Annotated in this window: 16 protein-coding genes and 1 pseudogene; 12 read left to right on the top strand and 5 right to left on the bottom strand. The window is 46.8% G+C overall.

Annotated elements, in window-relative coordinates; all coding sequences use genetic code 11:
- Positions 1-266 precede the first annotated feature (266 nt).
- The 3 genes from QUA56_RS12260 to QUA56_RS12250 all read left to right on the top strand — a co-directional run bounded on the left by QUA56_RS12260 (position 267) and on the right by QUA56_RS12250 (position 1,988).
- On the top strand, positions 267-668 hold the full coding sequence (locus tag QUA56_RS12260) for a transposase (RefSeq protein WP_333357700.1): 402 nt from the start codon (positions 267-269) through the stop codon (positions 666-668).
- A gap of 108 nt (positions 669-776) precedes the next feature.
- Positions 777-1,085: a hypothetical protein gene (locus tag QUA56_RS12255; protein ID WP_333357698.1), complete on the top strand. Its 309-nt coding sequence runs from the start codon at positions 777-779 to the stop codon at positions 1,083-1,085.
- Between the two features lie 489 nt (positions 1,086-1,574).
- Positions 1,575-1,988 (top strand): hypothetical protein, encoded by a 414-nt coding sequence (locus QUA56_RS12250; RefSeq protein WP_333357695.1) that lies wholly within the window; start codon positions 1,575-1,577, stop codon positions 1,986-1,988.
- Positions 1,989-2,100: 112 nt separating this feature from the next.
- On the opposite strand, the gene QUA56_RS12245 is transcribed toward QUA56_RS12250, so the two are convergent.
- Complete coding sequence (locus tag QUA56_RS12245; RefSeq protein WP_333357693.1) at positions 2,101-2,709, bottom strand: TetR/AcrR family transcriptional regulator; 609 nt, start codon at positions 2,707-2,709, stop codon at positions 2,101-2,103.
- A gap of 112 nt (positions 2,710-2,821) precedes the next feature.
- Here QUA56_RS12245 and QUA56_RS12240 point away from each other — a divergent pair, with 112 nt between their 5' ends.
- The 6 genes and pseudogenes from QUA56_RS12240 to QUA56_RS12215 all read left to right on the top strand — a co-directional run bounded on the left by QUA56_RS12240 (position 2,822) and on the right by QUA56_RS12215 (position 8,973).
- A complete protein-coding gene (locus tag QUA56_RS12240) occupies positions 2,822-3,565 on the top strand; it encodes a 3-oxoacyl-ACP reductase family protein (RefSeq protein ID WP_333357690.1) in 744 nt (247 codons plus the stop codon).
- 62 nt (positions 3,566-3,627) lie between these two features.
- Positions 3,628-4,380: an SDR family oxidoreductase gene (locus QUA56_RS12235; RefSeq protein WP_333357687.1), complete on the top strand. Its 753-nt coding sequence runs from the start codon at positions 3,628-3,630 to the stop codon at positions 4,378-4,380.
- Between the two features lie 261 nt (positions 4,381-4,641).
- The gene (locus QUA56_RS12230; protein WP_333357684.1) at positions 4,642-5,466 is read left to right on the top strand and encodes an alpha/beta hydrolase; all 825 of its coding nucleotides are present in this window, start codon (positions 4,642-4,644) and stop codon (positions 5,464-5,466) included.
- 120 nt (positions 5,467-5,586) lie between these two features.
- Complete coding sequence (locus tag QUA56_RS12225) at positions 5,587-5,979, top strand: SDR family oxidoreductase (protein WP_333357682.1); 393 nt, start codon at positions 5,587-5,589, stop codon at positions 5,977-5,979.
- A 275-nt stretch (positions 5,980-6,254) separates the two neighbouring features.
- Positions 6,255-7,601 (top strand): FAD-dependent oxidoreductase, encoded by a 1,347-nt coding sequence (locus tag QUA56_RS12220; protein ID WP_333357679.1) that lies wholly within the window; start codon positions 6,255-6,257, stop codon positions 7,599-7,601.
- Positions 7,602-8,118: 517 nt separating this feature from the next.
- Positions 8,119-8,973, top strand: a pseudogene (locus QUA56_RS12215) (IS5 family transposase).
- Positions 8,974-9,029: 56 nt separating this feature from the next.
- Here the strand turns inward: QUA56_RS12215 and QUA56_RS12210 are convergent.
- Positions 9,030-9,695 carry a glycosyl hydrolase 108 family protein gene (locus QUA56_RS12210; protein WP_333357703.1) on the bottom strand — a complete coding sequence of 222 codons (666 nt, stop codon included), beginning with the start codon at positions 9,693-9,695 and terminating at the stop codon, positions 9,030-9,032.
- 99 nt (positions 9,696-9,794) lie between these two features.
- Between QUA56_RS12210 and QUA56_RS12205 the strand changes: the two genes are divergently transcribed.
- From QUA56_RS12205 to QUA56_RS12195, 3 genes are all read left to right on the top strand, one after another.
- Entirely contained in the window at positions 9,795-11,984 is a 2,190-nt protein-coding gene (locus QUA56_RS12205) for a tetratricopeptide repeat protein (RefSeq protein ID WP_333357676.1), read from the top strand.
- 335 nt (positions 11,985-12,319) lie between these two features.
- A complete protein-coding gene (locus QUA56_RS12200) occupies positions 12,320-12,916 on the top strand; it encodes a tRNA isopentenyl-2-thiomethyl-A-37 hydroxylase MiaE (RefSeq protein WP_333357673.1) in 597 nt (198 codons plus the stop codon).
- 91 nt (positions 12,917-13,007) lie between these two features.
- The gene (locus QUA56_RS12195) at positions 13,008-13,502 is read left to right on the top strand and encodes a GNAT family N-acetyltransferase (protein WP_333357670.1); all 495 of its coding nucleotides are present in this window, start codon (positions 13,008-13,010) and stop codon (positions 13,500-13,502) included.
- 23 nt (positions 13,503-13,525) lie between these two features.
- Here QUA56_RS12195 and QUA56_RS12190 read toward each other — a convergent pair whose 3' ends face one another.
- From QUA56_RS12190 to QUA56_RS12180, 3 genes are all read right to left on the bottom strand, one after another.
- Positions 13,526-17,368, bottom strand: a complete 3,843-nt coding sequence (locus QUA56_RS12190; RefSeq protein ID WP_333357667.1) for a PAS domain S-box protein — start codon at positions 17,366-17,368, stop codon at positions 13,526-13,528.
- A gap of 359 nt (positions 17,369-17,727) precedes the next feature.
- Positions 17,728-17,862 carry a hypothetical protein gene (locus tag QUA56_RS12185; RefSeq protein WP_333357664.1) on the bottom strand — a complete coding sequence of 45 codons (135 nt, stop codon included), beginning with the start codon at positions 17,860-17,862 and terminating at the stop codon, positions 17,728-17,730.
- Complete coding sequence (locus QUA56_RS12180; RefSeq protein WP_333357662.1) at positions 17,863-19,254, bottom strand: malic enzyme-like NAD(P)-binding protein; 1,392 nt, start codon at positions 19,252-19,254, stop codon at positions 17,863-17,865.
- Positions 19,255-19,545 lie beyond the last annotated feature (291 nt).

Below are 19,545 nucleotides of genomic sequence, written 5' to 3'. Positions count from 1 at the left end.
TCTGGTTGCTGGGGGCTTTTTCATTGGTTTATTTTACCAGCTTTTGTCACCGAAGTTTTTTTGACCTGAATCCTTACTCTTAAACTAAGTCCCGACCGATTAAGACGGATACTAAAAAAAAGGGTTTATTTGGAAACGAGCAAGGAAGAGTCATAAAGGAAAACAAGAAGCAGTAGTAGTACGAGAAATCAAGCAAGCAGACCTAGATATGTTAGAAATAGCGGCGGGATAAATCGACTGAAAATATTTAGATAAATCAGGGTTTTGTGCTGGGAGTGAACCTGTTTATACTTATTACCAACTTTCGCGAGCAAAAACGGCTAGAACAAACGAAAAGGCGTGGTCGTAGATTAAGTATTGTAGGGCTTATTCAACAGGAAATAAGCTTTGTTTACGGTTTGGTAATTGGGGGCGTCGCTCGTCGAAAAGCTTATATCAAAATGATGGAGCAAGAAGCCCAACAAGCTGCTCAGATTGGAGGATCGAGAGTCATCGTACAAGACAACGGCCCCATACACCGGTTAAGGCAACTTCAACAGTTATGGTCAAAGTGGGAAAATCAGGGTTTATATATCTTTTTCTTGCCCAAGTATTGTTCCGAAATGAACCCAATTGAATTAGAGTGGCCACACATTAAAAAAAATGAATTAGCTGCGACATTTGTTTGACGATGAATTAGAACTCGCCTACGCCGTAATTGAGGGAGTAGAAGTTAGAGGAGAAAGAGGAAACTACCGTACACAACGTGTTAAATTTCACTCTAATCACGCTACTTAATGTTTCGTCACATAAAGATAATTTTTCCCACCTACCTACTTATCGAATCTTCTCAGCGCATTGAAGGTATTACAGTGCTACTGGAATGGATTAAGAAGTTAGTAGCCGAAAAAACAAAGCCGCGCGATCGCTCTGAACAAGAAATTGCGGATTATCGGGATATGCTAACTACAATTCTTCACTTAAGTCGGAACTTAACTGCCGATCGACCCCTTCCGTTTGAAAATCCGGGTGAGGGTGTTAAGGGAGAGTCGAGTGCGATCGCTCAAATCCTCTTGGGTAAAGTGCTTTCCCCAACTCTCTTCTGACTCTGCCTGCTGTTTTGCGGTTTGAAATCGTTGCCACCCTTGAGGCGATAAGTAGTAGGACACAATTAATTACCCAAAATACCGCCTAAAAACCTTGCCTCTTCAAAAGGCTTGATGTAATTAATTGTGTCCGGTTACTTAAGTAGTAGGACACAATTAATTACCCAAAATACCGCCTAAAAACCTTGCCTCTTCAAAAGGCTTGATGTAATTAATTGTGTCCGGTTACTTAAGATCGCGCCTCGAACCCGTCTTGAAGCAGGGCGATTGTGCCCCTGGATTTTTTCCAGTTGGAATCCATAGTTGGGCATTAAGAGTAGAGAACAGCGTAAAATATTCACCTATGAAGCGATGGACAATTGCTTCACAGTTATGCTTTGCGCTAGTCGCACGGGCAATCCTTCAGTTTTTTATAAAAAATATCACCCACAACTTGATAAGTTGCGTTTTAACTCAAGATGGCATCCAAACCTACCAAGAGGGTTATTTATGTTCATGACATTGATTTTTGCATTTGGCCTTGGGTTAGTGGCGGGACTGCGATCGTTAACAGCCCCTGCTGCTTTATTTCTGGCGCGTGGCGGCATTATAGGGATCGTTCTGGCTGTCCTGGCAGTGGCTGAGCTAATTGCCGATATGCTGCCGCAAATTCCCTCCCGCACCAGTCCCCCTGCGTTGATTGCTCGGATTCTTAGTGGTGGCATTGTGGGATGGTTCATCACTGGAGCAAACAGCAGTGTTGCATTCGTTGGAGCGCTTCTGGGTGTTGTAGGTGCACTGGTCGGTGCGTATGGTGGTCGGACGGTGCGGATAGCCGCCATTGAGCGGATTGGTGCAATTCCTGCTGCCCTTGTTGAGGATGTTGTCGCGATCGGTCTAGCTGCCCTAATCGTTACTCGTTGATGTTACTTCGTGGGTAAGTCCTGTGCTGTCAGGGGAAACAGTGCATCTGAGCCGACACTCGCGATCTCGCGCCCTATCTCTGTGCCGAGCTCTTTCGCCTCAATCCCCCTTCTTATATTGAACAGGCGCGCAAAGCCGTCTGAACAACCTGTAGGAGTTCCGCGCGACTGGCTCCACTTGCTGCTTGCACCGACATTCCAAAGTTGACCGTAACGACAAAGCGAGCGAGGGCTGCGGGGTCAGCATCAGAGGGCAAGTCACCTTCTGAGACAGCACGCTCGAAGCGATCGCCGATAGCAGCCTCGCCTGATATGCGGCGCTCTGCCAACTCTTGATGGAGTGGATTGTCTGGATCGACAGAGGAAAGCATACTCTGTGCGTAGAGACATCCTGATGGGTTGCACGGATTAGTCACCAAATCAACAACATCAAACATCATCCGCTCGATAACTCTCCGGGCAGTTGGCTCGGAGAGTGCTTCACGTAAGTAGGCAGTTTGCCGCTCGCGATAACGATCGAGCGCCTTGCGGAACAAGGTTTCCTTGTTGCCAAAGGTCGCATATAGACTGGGACGGTTAATGCCCATCGCTTCGGTTAGATCCGTCAGGGATGTTCCTAGATAGCCCTTGCGCCAGAATATTTGCAAAGCTTGTTCTAAGGCTTCGTCTATATTAAAAGCGCGAGGTCGTCCCTGCACTCTATGAGGCTTTTTCGTTTCCATACCGTTCAGTATAAAACTTCCTTGACACCCAGATTGAACCAGGGTATATTTTTTGTACCAATCGGTAAGTAAATCACCGATATCGGCAATTACAAGCCTACCGGAGCAAATCATGACAAAAACACTCGCAGGCAAAGTTGCATTGGTTACGGGTGGCTCACGCGGTTTAGGGGCAGCGATCGCCAAACGTCTTGCCCGCGATGGGGCAGCAGTTGCTCTCACCTACACCAGTTCGCCCCAAAAAGCTGAGGAGGTGGTGCGCGACATTGAGGCGGCAGGGGGAAAAGCTTTGGCAATCCGCGCTGACAGTGCGGATGTGGAAGCGGTGAAACATTCCGTTGCCGAAACCGTAAATAGCTTGGGCCACCTTGACATCCTCGTCAACAACGCGGGGGTTGCAACTTTAGCGGAGATCGATCAGTTCTCGATGGATGAATTTGACCGACTTGTTGCGGTGAATGTCAGAGGCGTTTTCGTAGCAACTCAGGAGGCGATTCGCCATATGGGTGAGGGTGGACGGATCATCATGATTGGCAGCATTAATAGTGATTCCACCCCCTTTGCAGGGCTATCGGTCTATGCCTTAACCAAGGGGGCGATCGCCAGCTTTACACGCGGTCTTGCCCGCGATCTTGGACCTCGCGGTATCACCGTTAACAACATCCAACCTGGTCCAATTGATACCGATATGAATCCCGCAGACGGAGACTTTGCCGAGGGGCTCAAAAAGATCATTGCCCTCGGTCGCTACGGACGGGATAACGAGGTTGCTAGCATGGTTTCTTATCTTGCCAGTCCTGAAGCCGCCTTTGTGACTGGCGCAAGCCTCAAGATTGATGGCGGATTTACAGCCTAAACGAGGTGTCATCTGTCATCAGACTTGCAATCACTAAACTTTATTCAAAAAAAACATCATTAATGTCACAAAAACTCTCAGGAAAAGTCGCTCTTGTGACCGGTGGCACCAGCGGCATCGGTCTTGCCACTGCCAAGCGATTCGTTGCCGAAGGTGCCTATGTCTTCATTACAGGTCGCCGTCAGGCTGAATTGGATGCCGCCGTGGCAGCAATAGGCAACAACGTCACGGGCGTTCAGAGCGATACCTCGAATCTGGCAGACCTAGATCGCCTTTTTGCCACAATCGAGCAAGAGCAAGGTCGCCTGGATGTAATCTTCGCCAACGCTGGCGGTGGAGAACTCGCCCCGCTCGGATCGATCACTGAGGAACACTTTGACAAAACCTTCAATACCAACGTTAAAGGCCTGCTGTTCACCGTGCAGAAGGCTCTGCCGCTGTTGCCAGAAGGTGCTTCCATTATTCTGAATGCCTCGACCACTTCCATCAAGGGTACTCCAGCGTTTAGCGTTTACAGTGCCACCAAAGCCGCCGTGCGATCGTTTGCCCGCAACTGGACACTTGACCTCAAAGAGCGCAAGATTCGCGTCAATGCCATCAGTCCTGGTGTTGTGCCTACTCCCGGATACAATCTCTTGGGGCTGAGCGAGGAACAAGTGCAGGATTTTGTGGCAACACAGGTCAACACAATCCCGCTGGGACGAGTGGGTACACCGGATGAAATTGCTAAAGCAGTCGTTTTCCTCGCATCCGATGACAGCAGCTTTGTGAACGGCATCGAACTCTTTGTCGATGGAGGCATGGCACAGATATAAAGCCACAAAATTGCAAGTTCAGGAGATCGAGGTGATGTCTCCAATCTCATAGATATCGATCGCTATCTACACCACAATTCAGTAAGAAAGATGACGGCAGCTATATCACTGACATTGAAATGTTTGTTGATGGGGGGTGTAGCACAAATCTGAAGAGGGCGATCGCCATAGATGTTATCCACATTTCATACAGTTTTTGACCAGATCCTTTATCCTTTTGGGATGATACAACCCCTATCCATAGAACCAGGAGGTAAAAAGATGAGCACAATCACTACCAAGGATGGCACCCAAATCTATTACAAAGACTGGGGTACAGGGCAACCCGTTGTCTTCAGTCACGGCTGGCCGCTGAGTGCGGATGCTTGGGAATCGCAGATGTTTTTTCTTGGCTCGCACGGCTATCGCTGCATCGCCCACGATCGTCGGGGTCACGGGCGATCGAGCCAACCCTGGCACGGCAATGAAATGGACACCTACGCTGACGATCTGGCAGAGCTCTTTGAGGCGCTGGATCTAAAGGATGCGGTGACGATCGGACATTCTACCGGCGGTGGCGAAGTGGCGCGGTTTATCGGGAGGCACGGAACATCGCGGGTTGCCAAAGCAGTGCTAATGGGCGCAGTGCCGCCGATCATGGTCAAGACGGAGGCGAATCCGGGCGGGCTGCCCATTGAGGTCTTTGACGGCTTTCGGGCGGCGTTTTTGGCTGACCGATCGCAGTTCTTCCTCGATGTGGCTAGCGGCCCGTTTTTCGGCTTCAATCGACCCGGTGCCAAAGTCTCCCAAGGTCTGATCCAGTCGTGGTGGATGCAGGGGATGATGGCCGGTCACAAGAACGCATTTGACTGCATTAAGGCGTTTTCGGAAACAGATTTCACCGAGGATTTGAAGAAGTTCGACGTGCCGACGCTGATTGTTCATGGCGATGACGATCAGATCGTGCCGATTGGCGCTTCTGCCCTGCTGTCTGCGAAGCTGGTCAAGAATTCGACTTTGAAGATATATCCAGGCGGAACGCACAGCCTGGGCGACACGAGTAAAGACCAACTCAACGCCGACCTGCTGGAATTCCTCAAGTCCTGACGCGGATGCGCGGATGTGAGACCTCACCTCAGTGTTAAAGATCCGAACGGGTGCATTTTTTTAGGTTCGCAATTGTTTCGGACAGCTTGTTCAAACTCAAGAATCGCAACACTTATAACCATGAAAAAACTAGAAGGAAAAATCGCAGTCGTCACAGGTGCGTCTAAAGGGATTGGCGCTTCTATTGCTAAACATCTAGCAGCCGAAGGTGCAGCAGTTGTCGTTAACTATTCATCAAGCAAAGAAGGGGCCGATCGCGTGGTTGATGAAATTACCAGTGCGGGCGGTAAGGCGATCGCGGTACAGGCACATATTGCCAAAAAGGCAGAGATCGAACGCCTTTTTTCAGAGGGAATTGCTGAGAGCGAAGATCGCAAACAGACTGAAGCGCAAACCCCGCTTGGTCGCATCGGACAACCGCAGGACATTGCACCTGCCGTTGTTTTCCTCGCGTCCGCCGATTCAGGATGGATTACTGGCGAAACGCTGTATATCACGGGTGGTCTTCACTAGCTTTGACAGCGTTGCATTTTTCTCTATACGAAGTACAGCGCTTTCGCTAAAGCATCCTAACCGCAGTCGGCACCATTCCATGCAAGCATTGCTGAAAAGGTAATGATTTAGCTATTTCAAAAGCAAATTTCTACGCAAGAAAATCATTACTTTTGAGCAATGCCGAATGAGGATGTGATAACTCAATCCAAACTCTACCTCAACGAGCAGAGAGTTTTGAACTTCGAGTGTGAGAGTGTTATGAAAGTAAACTATCCCCAAGGAGTTTAGCGCTAATGGAAACAGCAGATGTCATTGTCATAGGGAGCGGTCAAGGCGGCATTCCACTGGCGACTGATTTTGCCAATGAGGGGCGCAAAATTGTCTTGTTTGAGCGGGATGCTTTAGGCGGTAGTTGCATTAACTATGGCTGCACTCCGTCCAAAGCGTTTTTAGCAGCGGCTCATGCAGCAGGTAGGGCACGCCAAGCGAAGAAATTAGGCATCCACGCGGAGGTTGAAGTGGATTTTCCCGCTGTTATGGAGCGAGTTCGGGGAATCCGCAGCGACTTTAATCAGGGGATTCGCAACCGTTTGGAAACTCCGGGTGTCAAAGTGATTTGTGCTGAAGCTTCTTTTGTGGGTGAACGGACGGTCAAAGGTGGGGATGTCACCGTTCAGGCTCCTCTAGTAATTATTAACACGGGTACGTCATCGCTGATTCCTGACATTCCCGGACTTGCAGGAACTCCTTATCTGACTAACCGCAATTTCTTTGACTTGAGCACTAAACCCGCCCGTTTATTGGCGATCGGAGGGGGCTATATTGGCTTGGAATTAGGGCAAGGATTGGCGCGTTTGGGCAGTCAGACTCACTTAATTGTGCGAGGCTCACGCCTTTTAGATCGAGAAGAGGCTGATGTCAGCGAGGTCTTAGCAGAAGCCTTTAAGCAGGATGGAATTCAGCTCCATTTTGGGGTGAATGTAAATCAGGTTGCCTATGAGAATAATGTGTTTAGTCTAACGCTAAGTAGTGGCGGGCAACTTCAGGGAGAAGCGTTGCTAGTTGCGATCGGACGGAAACCCAATACAGGTGCATTAAATGCCGCCGCTAGCGGAATTGAGTTAGATGATAAAGGCTTTGTCAAAATTGACGATCAGTTTCATACAACCTGTGCTGGTGTCTACGCGATCGGGGATGCTGCCAAACAGCCTGCCTTTACTCATGTTTCATGGGAGGACTATCGCCGTTTAAAAGCTATTTTGTGTGGAGAAAACCGGACGCGAGGCGATCGCGTTCTTGGCTATGCGGTATACACAGAACCCCAGGTGGGGCGAGTGGGGATGACGTTAGAACAGGCTCACAAACAAGGCATCAACGCGCGTGCTGTCACGTTACCCATGAGCCAAATTGCGCGTGCGATCGAGTGGGGGCATGACCTGGGGTTTTATCGCACGGTAATCGACAGCGACACAGACAAAATCCTGGGAGCAACCCTAGTAGGATACGAAACTGCTGAACTGGTTCATGTATTTTTATCCCTGATGGAAGCGGGAGCAACTTGGCAGTTGTTAGAGCGATCGGTTCACATCCATCCCACCTATGGTGAAGCTTTACCCAGTCTGGCACGGTTGCTGCTTTGAGATAATATGCCTGGGTGTCCGAATATATGAAGAGGTTTTATCCCACACTCGGCACTTCAAAATGTAGAATAAAATAGTGCCAAAAAAGAAAACCCCGATTCAGAGTTCTTTTCGGCTAGCGAACTGAAGGTTTATTCCTGAATTAAAATTGAGTGTCAGCTTCAGTTTATAGGCTGTTTAAAAGAGAGAAGATGTGGGTAGTTTCTTGAACTAAATGGTTAAAACGGAACTTACCCCCAGCAGGGTAGTTTCGCTTAAAGTTTCTCGGTCGGAATCCTAAGTTTTTGGCTTATATTCTTACAGAATTTCAACGAGTTAGTCTTTTTTAGCTTCTTTCAACCCTGTTCAATTTAAAAGCTTTCTGTGCATCACTATACTTCTTGAAAAAAAAATATGCTATAATAAATGGTTTGGCTTAAGTGTAGGAAATTGCAGGTTTAGCTGATTTTCAGGACATGATGCTAAAAACAGCATTAAATGCTAAAAAGGTGTTTTGTAGTTACACAATAAATCAATCATGAACAAGCGATTTTATCAAAATTTGAAACCGGAGCAATTTAAACGGAGATTTGGTGTCCAGATTCAAACGTTTAAAGAAATGGTTAACACTTGAGAGCAATTCCGGGAATGAAAATCCTCAAGATCAACGAGGACGCCGCAGCGCCTTAACTCTTGAAGAACAAGTTAAGAGTGGCTTGGGAATATTGGCGAGAATATCGAACCTATTTTCATATGGGGACAAATTGGGGAGTATTCTCTTCAACGATTTGCCGAATTGTAACTAACATTGAATCAACTTTAATGAAAACGGGAAAGTTTGGTATTCCTGGGAAAAAAGCATTGTTCAAAGGTTTTGGGCATCAGCAAAGTTGTGGTAATGGATGTCACAGAAACAGCTATCGAACGCCCAACAAAAAACAGAAAAAATACTTTTCAGCAAATAAAAAACAGCACAGCCTAAAAATGCAAGTGGTCATTAATCAAGAAAGTAAACAGATTATTTGCCTAAATTTTGAACCGGGGCCTTACCACGATTTCAGCTTGTTTAAAAAAAGCAATGTTCATTTCCATCCCTCAACCGATAGTTTACAAGATAGTGGCTATCAAGGGATACAAGACGATCACTTTAATAGCTCGACTCCTAAAAATAAACCTAAAAATGGGAATTTTTCTCTTTGATAAAAAGACTACAATCGAGCTTTAGCCCAGGATCGAATAGTGATTAAACATATTAATAGGAGTCTAAAAGTTTTCTGGCATTTTGTCAAATCGTTATCGAAATCGTCGCCGCCGTTATGGTCTCCGTTGTAATTTGTTGTCAGCACTTTACAATTATGAGTTAGCTCTCAGGTCTAAAATTCAAAACCTTTAATTCTAACAGAGATTTTTTTGGCAAGAGGTCTACTGTTAACTGTTAGCCATTAACAGTTAATTTTTAATCTTGTTCACGTAGCCCCACAAACTGTAATCTCGGCTCAGCCAACCCCGGAAAAAAGCCATCTGACTCGGATCTTCTTGCACCCGTTTGTAGCGGTAAATAATCCGTTCGTTAATCATTTGCAGCGCCGTATTTTTGTTGTTAGCGGCTTTCAATGCTTCCTTGGTGCGCGGGTCAAAAATGCCGGTTTGCGGCAATCCTAACGCTTGCTGGAGAAAGGTAATAGAGTTATTAATACCGAAATTAACGGCGGTGTCAAACATGACGATCGCCAAAGCTGGCTGCATCGTGCCCGAGAGGCTCGAATCCCAGTAATGTTGATAAATTTCTAGGAGCTCTGCTTCCGACATCTGCGTCACGTCGAGGGGCGGAAGCCCGCGACTGTAGCGGTAGGCGTTGTATTCCGTTTGCAGCACCCCCCTATAAGTTCTGCCGCCCTTATCTGCGGGGTGATTGCTGAATCCGCCCTCAAAATATAGGGTGAAATAAAGAGCTGTTTGGAATACTCGCTGCCGAAAGCTGGCTGTCTGCTGCTGTGCGAGAGTCTTTTGGGCAAAGGGCAAGGGGATTGCTAAGGTTAACAAGAGTATCCCCAGCAGGAGGTTTGGTTTCCACTTGATGTTATGTTGGCGCTGTGTCGCTTGCTTGTCGCTCATAAATTCTCTGTGACGATCGCCCGTAGTTCCGCTAAAACTGCTACTCTGCAAAATAATATAGATTCAACCTTTAACTTGATAGCACAGATAGGCCGCCAAATGAATTCCGATTTTCGCAACCAATCCGAAACACCCAAATTTGAAGATGCTGCATCGCTGACAGTTGTTGCAGAAACCTATTACTCTCAAGGCAATTTAGCAGCAGCCGTCGCTGCTTGTCGCCGAGCTCTGGAATTGCAACCGGATTGGGCGGCGGCTTACGTGACAATGGGAAATGTGCAGCAAGCAAGCGGCTACATTGAGGAAGCGATGCGGTTTTATTCTGAGGCGATCGCCCTGAATCCCGACTTTGCTGAGGCCTATGCTAATTTGGGCAGTATGCTCTACAAACAAGGGCATTTGGTGGAGGCGATTGTCAATTACGAAAAGGCGATCGAACTCAAACCAAATTTGGCTGCTGCTTACTGGAATTTGGCAGGGGCACTGAAGCAGCAGGGGCAGCCGGATGCAGCGGTAGCATACGAGCAAAAAGCTCTCGAACTCAATCCCCATCTGGCTGAGGTAGATTTTCACTTAAATTTAGGAGATAAATTAGCGCGGCAGGGGAAGTTAGATGAGGCGGTGGCTGCATGGCAGCAGGCGATCGCATTCAAACCCGATTTAGCCGAAGCATACTGTCAAATTGGCATAGTTTTGCGCCACCAGGGCAAATTTAAAGACGCAATACCCAACCTTCAAAAAGCCCTAGAAATTAAACCCGATTTTATTTCGGCCCACCAACATTTGTGCGGCATCCTCAGAGATACTAGCGATTTAGCGGCCGCGCGGCAAGCCGTTCACAAATACAGCCAAATGTGTGCCGAAACCGATCCAATTATGACCGCGATTTACTTCGTCAGCACCTATCAAGTGTCGGGATTGAATCAAATTGCGGGCGATCGATTTTTAGAGCTAGAGTCGTACTTGCAGCAAAACTTAGAAACCGCTAGTTCGGTAGAAATTAAATCGCTTTATGCAAACTTCTTATTCAGCACGCCTTATTTGCGAGATGACTTGGCGGCAAACTCAAAACTTTACAGATTAATTGCCCAAAAGTATATCGACCAATGTATCAAACCTAATTTTTCTCAACCCGCAAATTACAGTTTCAAACCAAATGCCCCATCCAGCAAGTTAAAAATCGGCTTTTTGTCCAATCACTTCAGCCGACATTCTGTAGGTTGGTGCAGCGCTGACATCATTCGCGAATTGTCCGACATCACGCCCAATTTGTATTTGTACGCTTCCGAAAGAATTGTTTCTGACGATCGCACTCAGAAATTTGAAAGTTTGGGCAAACTGACTTTTCCGAAAACTTACCCTAACGGACTTGCCAATTCCGCAGAAATTATCGACCAAATTCAGCAAGATGAATTGGACGTTTTAGTCGATTTAGATTCTCTCAGCGTACCAGTTCACGCTGACATTTTATACCAAAAACCCGCACCAGTTTGTGTTTCTTGGCTCGGATTTGATGCCCCTTACATATCGCCTGAAAATTACTTTCTTACAGACTGGCACTCGCACCCAGCCGGGCGAGAAAAATCTTATGACGAACAGCTAATTAGGATGCCGGATTCCTTTGTAGCGGTGTCAGGTTTTCAGAGATATGGAGTCGAGCCGGTTGCATTGAGAAAGTCGAATCGCATCGGTTTGGATCAAATAGTTTACCTGTGCGTCGCTCCCGGCAGAAAATTTAATCGCGAGTTGGTAAAAGCACAAATTGCGATTCTAAAACAAGTGCCGAACAGTATCTTAATTCACAAAGCTTTAGGCGATGCTGCGGTGTTTGAGGCTGCATATCACCAAGCTTGCGAAGCTGAAGGAGTCGGCCGGCACCGAATTAAGTTTTTACCGAGGTTTGCTACTGAGGAAGAACACAGAATTATCTATTTGCTGGCCGATGTTTTGTTAGATTCTTACCCTTACAATGGAGGCACTCACACTTTAGAGGCTTTGTGGTTTAATTTGCCGGTGGTGACTCGCACAGGAGAGCAGTTTTTGTCAAGAATGGGTTATTCGTTTTTGCAGGCTTTGGGAATTGAAACTGGTGTGGCTTGGTCTTGGTCGGAATATGTGGAATTGGGTGTAAAATTGGGTAAAGAGCGTGAATTGAAAAACGCAATTCAAGCACAGTTGGTGAAATCTAAAGATGCAGCCAATTTGTCGCCGCTGTGGAATCCGAAAAAGTTTGCTGGTGATATGTATGCGGTGTTTCATAAATTGTGTAAAATCAATTTTGAAAAGTAGGGACACGGCATTGCCGTGTCCTAGTCCCCGCGCCGGACACGGCAATGCCGTTTCCCTACAATTAATCTGGCGATGGTTACATTTTTCATCAAGGAAGATGGATTATTTTGGGGTAGGGAAACGGCATTGCCGTGTCCTCGGTTGCCTATAGTTCCGATGCTCTTGTCAACGATATCATATCAAATCCGGTAGCATCGGAATTATGTAGTGCGAGCGTCTCGCTCGCGATCTAGGCCGCGAGCGAGACGCTCGCACGCTATATTATCCAAATATATTATTCCGATGCTCTTGTCAACGATATCATTCCTCATCTAAAATCTAAAATCTAAAATGGTATGACTTCAACACTGCCAACTATTAAGTTTTTGAAACAGCCGACTTCGGAAGCTTGGGTGGAACAGGCGATCGCCCATTTAGATACAATCTTATTAGACCATTCTCACTGCGAGCGGAAAGCGGCAGGAGTAGCGTTAAATTTAATGTTTCGCTACCCAGCCCGGGAAAAATTGGTGAGGATGCTAACGGCGATCGCCCGCGAAGAATTAGAGCATTTCGAGCAAGTCAACCAGCGGTTAGAACAGCGCAGCATCGCTTTGGGCCCTTTGGCTGCACCTCCCTACGGTGCTGGTTTGTCCGGCCAAATTCGCAAGCAGGAACCGGAGAGACTTTTGGATTCTTTGTTGGTTTCTGGTTTGATAGAAGCGCGCAGTCACGAACGGTTGGGGTTGCTGGGCGATCGCTGTCCCGACGCGGAATTAGCTAAATTTTACCGCAGTTTGATGGCTTCGGAAGCGCGCCATTACGGTGTATATTGGATTTTGGCAACAACTTATTTCGATCGCGCTCTTGTGATTGAGAGGCTGGAGGAATTATCATTGGTAGAGAGCGAGTTGCTGGCAACTCTTTATCCTGAACCGAGAATTCACAGTTAAAAGCTAGGTGCATTTAAAGACTGTAAAACAGAAAAAATCAGTAATTTTACAGTTGCTAAAGTCAAAAAATAAATATACATTTCAACCACCAATGAAAACCCAACATCTGGATTTTTTAATTCGTTCCTGGGAAACGCGCGATCGCGCTGAGGCATTCCATTTAATTCGGGATGTTTTAGCAGAGTACGGTTTAAAATGCGAACCTCACGGGGCAGATCGAGATGTCTATGATGTAGAACTGCATTATCAGAATAAAGGCGGCGAATTTTGGGTAGTTGAACGGCAGGATCGAATAGTGGGTACAGCCGCTTACTATCCGATCGAGCGCGGGAAGAATGCTGTGGAAATTCGCAAAATGTATATTTTGCCAGCAGCAAGGGGACAGGGTTTGGGGAAGTTTTTACTGAAAGAATTGGAAAGTAAAATTATCGCTCGCGGATTTGATGAAATCTGGATAGAAACTGCTAGCATTCTCAAAGAAGCTGTTAAACTGTACGAAAATAGCGGATATCTACCGACAACTGGTGTGGAGACGCAAAGGTGCGATCGGGTTTACGTAAAATGTCGAGATATAAAAAAGCTATAATTACTCAAAATTCCACGCTAAGTTTATTTTTTTTTCTGCCGCCGAGGAATCTCGATGATAAATTCCGAACCTTCTCCTAATACAGCATTGCAGGAAAACTTGCCGCCGTGTTTTTCTACTACAATAGAGTGCGAAATTGCCAATCCTAAGCCAGTTCCTTTGCCAATGGGTTTAGTAGTGAAAAACGGGTCAAACAAGCGCTTTTTGACATCTTCGCTCATCCCGGGGCCGCTGTCAGCTATCCGTATCCCAATGCAGTTATTGTCGGTAACTTCGGTGCGAATCGTAATTGCGAGATTTTTGTCCGTGCGATCGGATGTATTCATCTCCATTTCCAAGGCGTCTAGCGCATTGCTCAACAAATTCATAAATACTTGATTTAACTGACCGGGATAACATTCAACTAAAGGCAAGTTACCGTATTCTTTAATCAGATTAATTGTCGGGCGATCTGGTTTATTTTTCAGGCGGTTTTGTAAAATCAGCAGCGTGCTGTCAATGCCTTCGTGAATGTCAACTTTTTTCATTTCGGCTTCGTCAAGTCTTGAGAAAGTCCGCAGGCTCAAAACTATGTCGCGGATGCGATCGGCTCCGACTTTCATAGATGCTAAAATTTTCGGTAAATCTTCAACAAGATAATCAATTTCAAAATCTTCTCTTGCATCTACAATTCTGGCGCTAGGCTGCTGATATTCCTGCTGGTAAAGTTGCAGCATTTTTAGCAGTTTTTGAGTGTATTCGCTGGTGTAGCTGATATTGCCGTAGATAAAATTAACCGGGTTGTTAATTTCGTGGGCGACACCTGCTACTAACTGTCCCAAACTCGACATTTTTTCACTTTGAATTAATTGAGTTTGGGTGCGTTGGAGTTCGTGCAAAGTTTGTTCTAGCTGTTGAGTTTGAGCTTGAGCTAATCGGGCCGCTGTGCGGGTTTGGGTGTACAGTTCGGCGTGGTCGATCGCGATCCCAATTTGAGCGATCACCGCTTGCATCAGTTCGACTTCGGAGTCGCTCCAATTTCGCACGGACATAGCCTGATAGCAGGTAATCACGCCAATATCGCCGGAAGCAGTATGAATTGGCAGCGACAGCACTGAGTGAAATTTTGAAGCCTGCAAAACTTCGCGCAATTCTACATCTTCAAAAGTGCTGACATCATCAATTCGCAGAATTTCTCGCCGCAAAATCTGTCGCACTGTGAGACGAGATTTGTCATCTATAGGATAAGTGCCGAGACTACTCGGCAAATCTGCATTCTTCGCTTCGCAAGTTACGTCCCAAACCGGAGGATTGCAGTTGGGACGGTACCAAGTGAAGATGCACAAATCTAGGTGCATCAGATTGCGAATTTCTTGAACGGCGGTTTCTAAAATAGTGTCTAAATCCAAAGAAGTGCGGATTTGATTGGCAATTTGATTGAGCAGTAGTTCTCGCTGAGCTTGCTGTATGAGCGCTTGTTCCGATCGCACTAAAGTTTCTTCTGCAAGTTGGCTATCGGTTAAATCTTGGAGGACTGCTTGGAGAATTTTTTTATTTCCAACCTCGATGATTGTCAGAACGACTTCTGCGGGAAAATCAGTACCGTCTAAGCGCTGGTGAACCCAATCAAAACGGTGGTTTCCCCGCTCAAAGGCGATCGCCATCATTTCGTCAGCCAAGCTCAAAGAATCTCTGCCGCTGGGTTGAAAAGGAGGCGACAGTTTGCCTGGGTGTTGGCCGTACAACTGTTGGGGGGCGGTGCAGCCAAATAGTTTTAGGGTGGCTGTGTTGGCATCGGTGATGGCGTTGTCGCATAACATTAAAACGGGCAAACTGGTTAATTCGTAGAGCAATCGAAATTTGGCTTCCGACTGCTGCAATGCGGCTTCTGTTTGCTTGCGATCGGTAATGTCGGCAACCATTGCCAAAGCGCCCACATAGCGTCCCTGTTTGTCTGCCAAAGATTTAGTAGAAACTATCGCCCACAAGTCGCTGCCGTCTCGGCGACGGAACTTAAAATCGTGCTGTTCGTTAATTCCTTGACGGCGGCGGTCGAGATTGATTTGTGCGATCGCCATGCCTTCTGCATCCATGAAAGCAAATAGCGACTCCCCGATCATTTCCTCTGGGGTGCAGCCGAGCATATCGGCCATTTTTTGGTTGACAAAAGTAGTTTTACCCTCCACATCTACGATCCAAATTCCTTCGTCGGCTGTCTCGACAATGCACCTGTATTTTTCCTCGCTTTCCTTGAGCGCTTCTTCTGCTAATTGGCGAGCCGTAATGTCTTGAGTCATTAGCAATCCGCCGATGATTTCTTGCCGTTCGTTTCTGACTGGCAAAGCATAACCGAGGTAGACGCGATCGCTGTAAAAAAATTCTGCAACAACTGTTTCTCCTGCCAGTGCCGCCCGATAAGTTGGCTCCAGACCGGCGCAAACATCTGGCTCGAATACTTCCCTGATTGTCTTGCCTTCCATCAATTCTTTGGAAAGCCCCACGGCTGCTAATTCTGTACCTTCTACCAGCGTGTAGCGCAGTTCTCGATCGAACAACATCACCGCGCCGTTAGGAAAGTTGCTTGCCATCGTGCGGTAAAGCTGTTCGCTTTTTTGCAGTGCAGCTTCTGCAAGTTTGCGATCGCTAGTGTCAACTACGACTGCACCGATGCCGATCGCCTCGCCATCTTTGTCGAGCAGGGGAAAATAAGAGCCGGTCAGGTGTCGGACAAACCCCGGCTGTCTTGGATTGTCACCACTCATCTCGATGTTAATTAGGGGTTGTTTCGTCCTCAAAATTTGTTCGTACAACGGCTCTACCATTGGAGCGATGTTCGGCAATATTTCGCGTACAGTCTTGCCGATGTGCTCTGCTGGACTCAGGCAATTTATTTCTGCTAGAAATTGATTAATTTGCACGTACCGCAGTTGGGAGTCCAAAATGCAAAGTCCCGCCGGCGCCTCCTTAAAAAAGCCATCAAATAGTGCTTGTCTCTGTGCTAATTCTTCTTCTAAAGCTTTGCGAGCGCTGAGATCGGTTAAATAACCAATCATCCCGACAACTTCTCCCGTGTTGTCTTTCAATAGCGAAAGCATCAGGTGCGAATAAAATTTTTCTCCAGATTTACGGCGCGTGATAACTTCTATTTCATGCTCGCCTTTTTTTTGTAGCGGTTTGATGACTTGCTCTAACAAAAATTCGTGCTGTTCTGGCGGGTAAATTAGAGAAATGTGCTGTCCGATCGCCTCAGTTTCTTGATAGCCGTATAACTTTTCGGAGGCTTGATTCCAAATGCGGATCGAGCCGTCGATATCTGTAGAAATCACCGACTCGTGAATTTTGTCGATAATTTGACTTTGGAGACGCAATTTTTCTTGAGTCTGTTCCAGTTCGGCGATTTTTTCTTGGAGTAGTTCCTTCGTTTTTGCCAGTTCGGCAGTCTGCTTTGCGAGCAATTTTTCTAGATGTGAATTGCAGTGGGGCGGCGCTGATTCCAGCGGCTCGCTATTTTGATCCCGAGTATTAAAAATTTCTTCAGCACTCAGCCAAATCGCGCACTCTCCCTCTGTTTCAATTGCGCGCTCGGAAACTCGCACCGGTACGAGATGCTTGTTTTTATGTTTGTATGCTGCTTCGCACAGGTGCGTGTGGCTATTTTTTGCTTGACATTCTAGATATTTTTCTGGGGGCGCGCACTGTGTTTGCTGAATTTCCCAGTAGTTGAGGTGGAGAGTTTCTGCAACTGTGCGGCCGATAATACTTGCAAAAGCTTGATTTACGTCGAGAAAAGTCCCGTCCGTCCGGCACAATGCCAGCCCGAGCGGGCTGAGTTCTAACAATTGGCGGCGGGAGCGATCGCGCTTGGCTTTTCCTAACTGGCTTTGCATCTGACCTAGCTGGACTTGGTTTATTTAAAATTATATCTTTTTATCTTGTTTATTACTGTGAGTTTTATCCTTAATTAAAAAAGAGGTAAGAAGGAAGTTCGGCAACGATCCCTGTACGGGTTTTAACAAATGTAACGGATGGATGCTGAGGTTGGAGGGAAGAAGGAAGAGGTTGGAGGTTGGAGGTTCGAGGGAAGTTCGGCAACGATCCCTGTACGGGATTTAACGGATGGATGTTGAGGAAAAAGACAGGATGGGGAAACAAAAATGAGTAATAATCAACGGGGAGGAGGAAAGAGGGAATGAGAAGAAAGCAGAAAAATCACAAAAGAAGAAGTACAAAACTGGTACAAAGACCATTAATTTATACATGGTATCTTCCCTCCAAAGTTCTTCCTTCTTCCTTCTTCCCTCCAAAGTTCTTCCTTCTTCCTTCTTCCTTCTTCCTTCTTCCTTCTTCCTTCTTCCTTCTTCCTTCTTCCTTCTTCCTTCAATTAATCGCGGGCAATACCTTCGGCTCGGGCGGCCAACTGCACTGCACCGGCGACAGCAATGGCCACTCTTTCGTCAAAAACCGACGGTATAATGTGTTCTTTGTCAAGCTGGGAAGGGCTGACTAAAGAGGCGATCGCGTAAGCTGCTTCCAAATACATACTGGGCGTAATCGTGGTTGCTTTGCAGTCCAAAGCACCTCGAAATATCCCCGGAAATGCCAAAACATTGTTAATTTGATTGGGGTAATCGCTGCGTCCGGTGGCAATGATTACCCCATCCTCCATAATTAATTCGGGCTGAATTTCGGGAATTGGATTTGCCATTGCAAAAACAATGGGATTCTCGGCCATCGAGCGCACCATCAAGCGGGTGAGCACGCCTGGGGCGCTGACGCCTAAAAATACATCGGCACCGGCGATCGCATCTGCCAAAGTACCGGTCGAGGACACAGCAAATTCTAGTTTTTCTGGGTTCATATCCGTGCGGTCTTTGGAGAGGATGCCTTTGGAGTCGCACATGATGATGTTTTCGGCACCTGCTTTACGCAGCAAGCGGGCGATCGCGACTCCGGCCGCACCGGCTCCGTTAATCACGATACACACTTCTGATATGGATTTTTTGACGATTTTCAAGGCATTAATTAATGCTGCCAAACTAACAATCGCCGTGCCGTGCTGGTCGTCATGAAAAATCGGAATATCTAGAGTTTCCCGCAATCTTGCTTCGATTTCAAAACAGCGGGGAGCAGAAATATCTTCGAGATTTACTCCGCCAAAAACCGGGGCGATATTCTGCACTGTACGAATAATTTCTTCGGTATCTTGGGTGTTCAAACAGATAGGAAAAGCGTCAATACCTGCAAATTCTTTAAATAGCATGGCTTTGCCTTCCATGACTGGCAGTGCGGCGGCAGGGCCGAGGTTTCCCAGTCCCAAAACTGCGCTACCGTCGGTAACAATGGCAACAGTATTTTGTTTGATTGTGAGGTTGTAAACTTGTTGGGGGTCATTGGCGATCGCAGTGCAGATGCGGCCGACTCCAGGGGTGTAAGCCATTGCCAAATCCGACTGGCGTTTGAGGGAAATTTTGCTAATTACGCTGATTTTTCCGCCGCGGTGCAAGTTGAAAGTGCGATCGTACACGTCGATCACTTTGATATCTGGCAGTCCTTTCACTGCTTGCACTATTTCTTCGGCGTGCTCGGTACTGGAGGCATCGACGGTGATATCGCGAACCGTAGTGGCGCGGGTTTCCTCGATCGAGTCGATTTGGCCGAAGTTGCCGCCGACAGATGCGATCGCGCTGGTGACTCTGGCCAGCATTCCCGGTTGGTTCGGCAGAGCAACCCGAATTGTTAAACTAAAGCTGGGGTTCGGTGTCAGTTTTACCATGATTCCTTGATTTTAGATTTGAGAATTTCAATCTTAGATTTTATCGCCAATGTTAGGCATAAAATTTAATAATTAAAATTTTCAACTAAAATTTTTAACAAATTCTATGAACTTGCGATCCGATCGCTCTGCACTCCCAAGCGCGCCAGTGGAAAACTCATCTTTTTTTGAGTTGAGTTTTGCTCTGTGTATAGCTTGTGACTCGCCCACAAACAGCCTGTTTTCTGTCAAGTTCCCAGCGAACCGCAAATATGAAGCACCAGGCTAGAAACCGGGTTTCTACGAAAATTT

The sequence above is a fragment of the Microcoleus sp. N3A4 genome, from assembly GCF_036701805.1.
Taxonomy (GTDB): Bacteria; Cyanobacteriota; Cyanobacteriia; order Cyanobacteriales; family Microcoleaceae; genus Microcoleus.
This window is presented reverse-complemented; position numbering and strand designations above follow the sequence as displayed.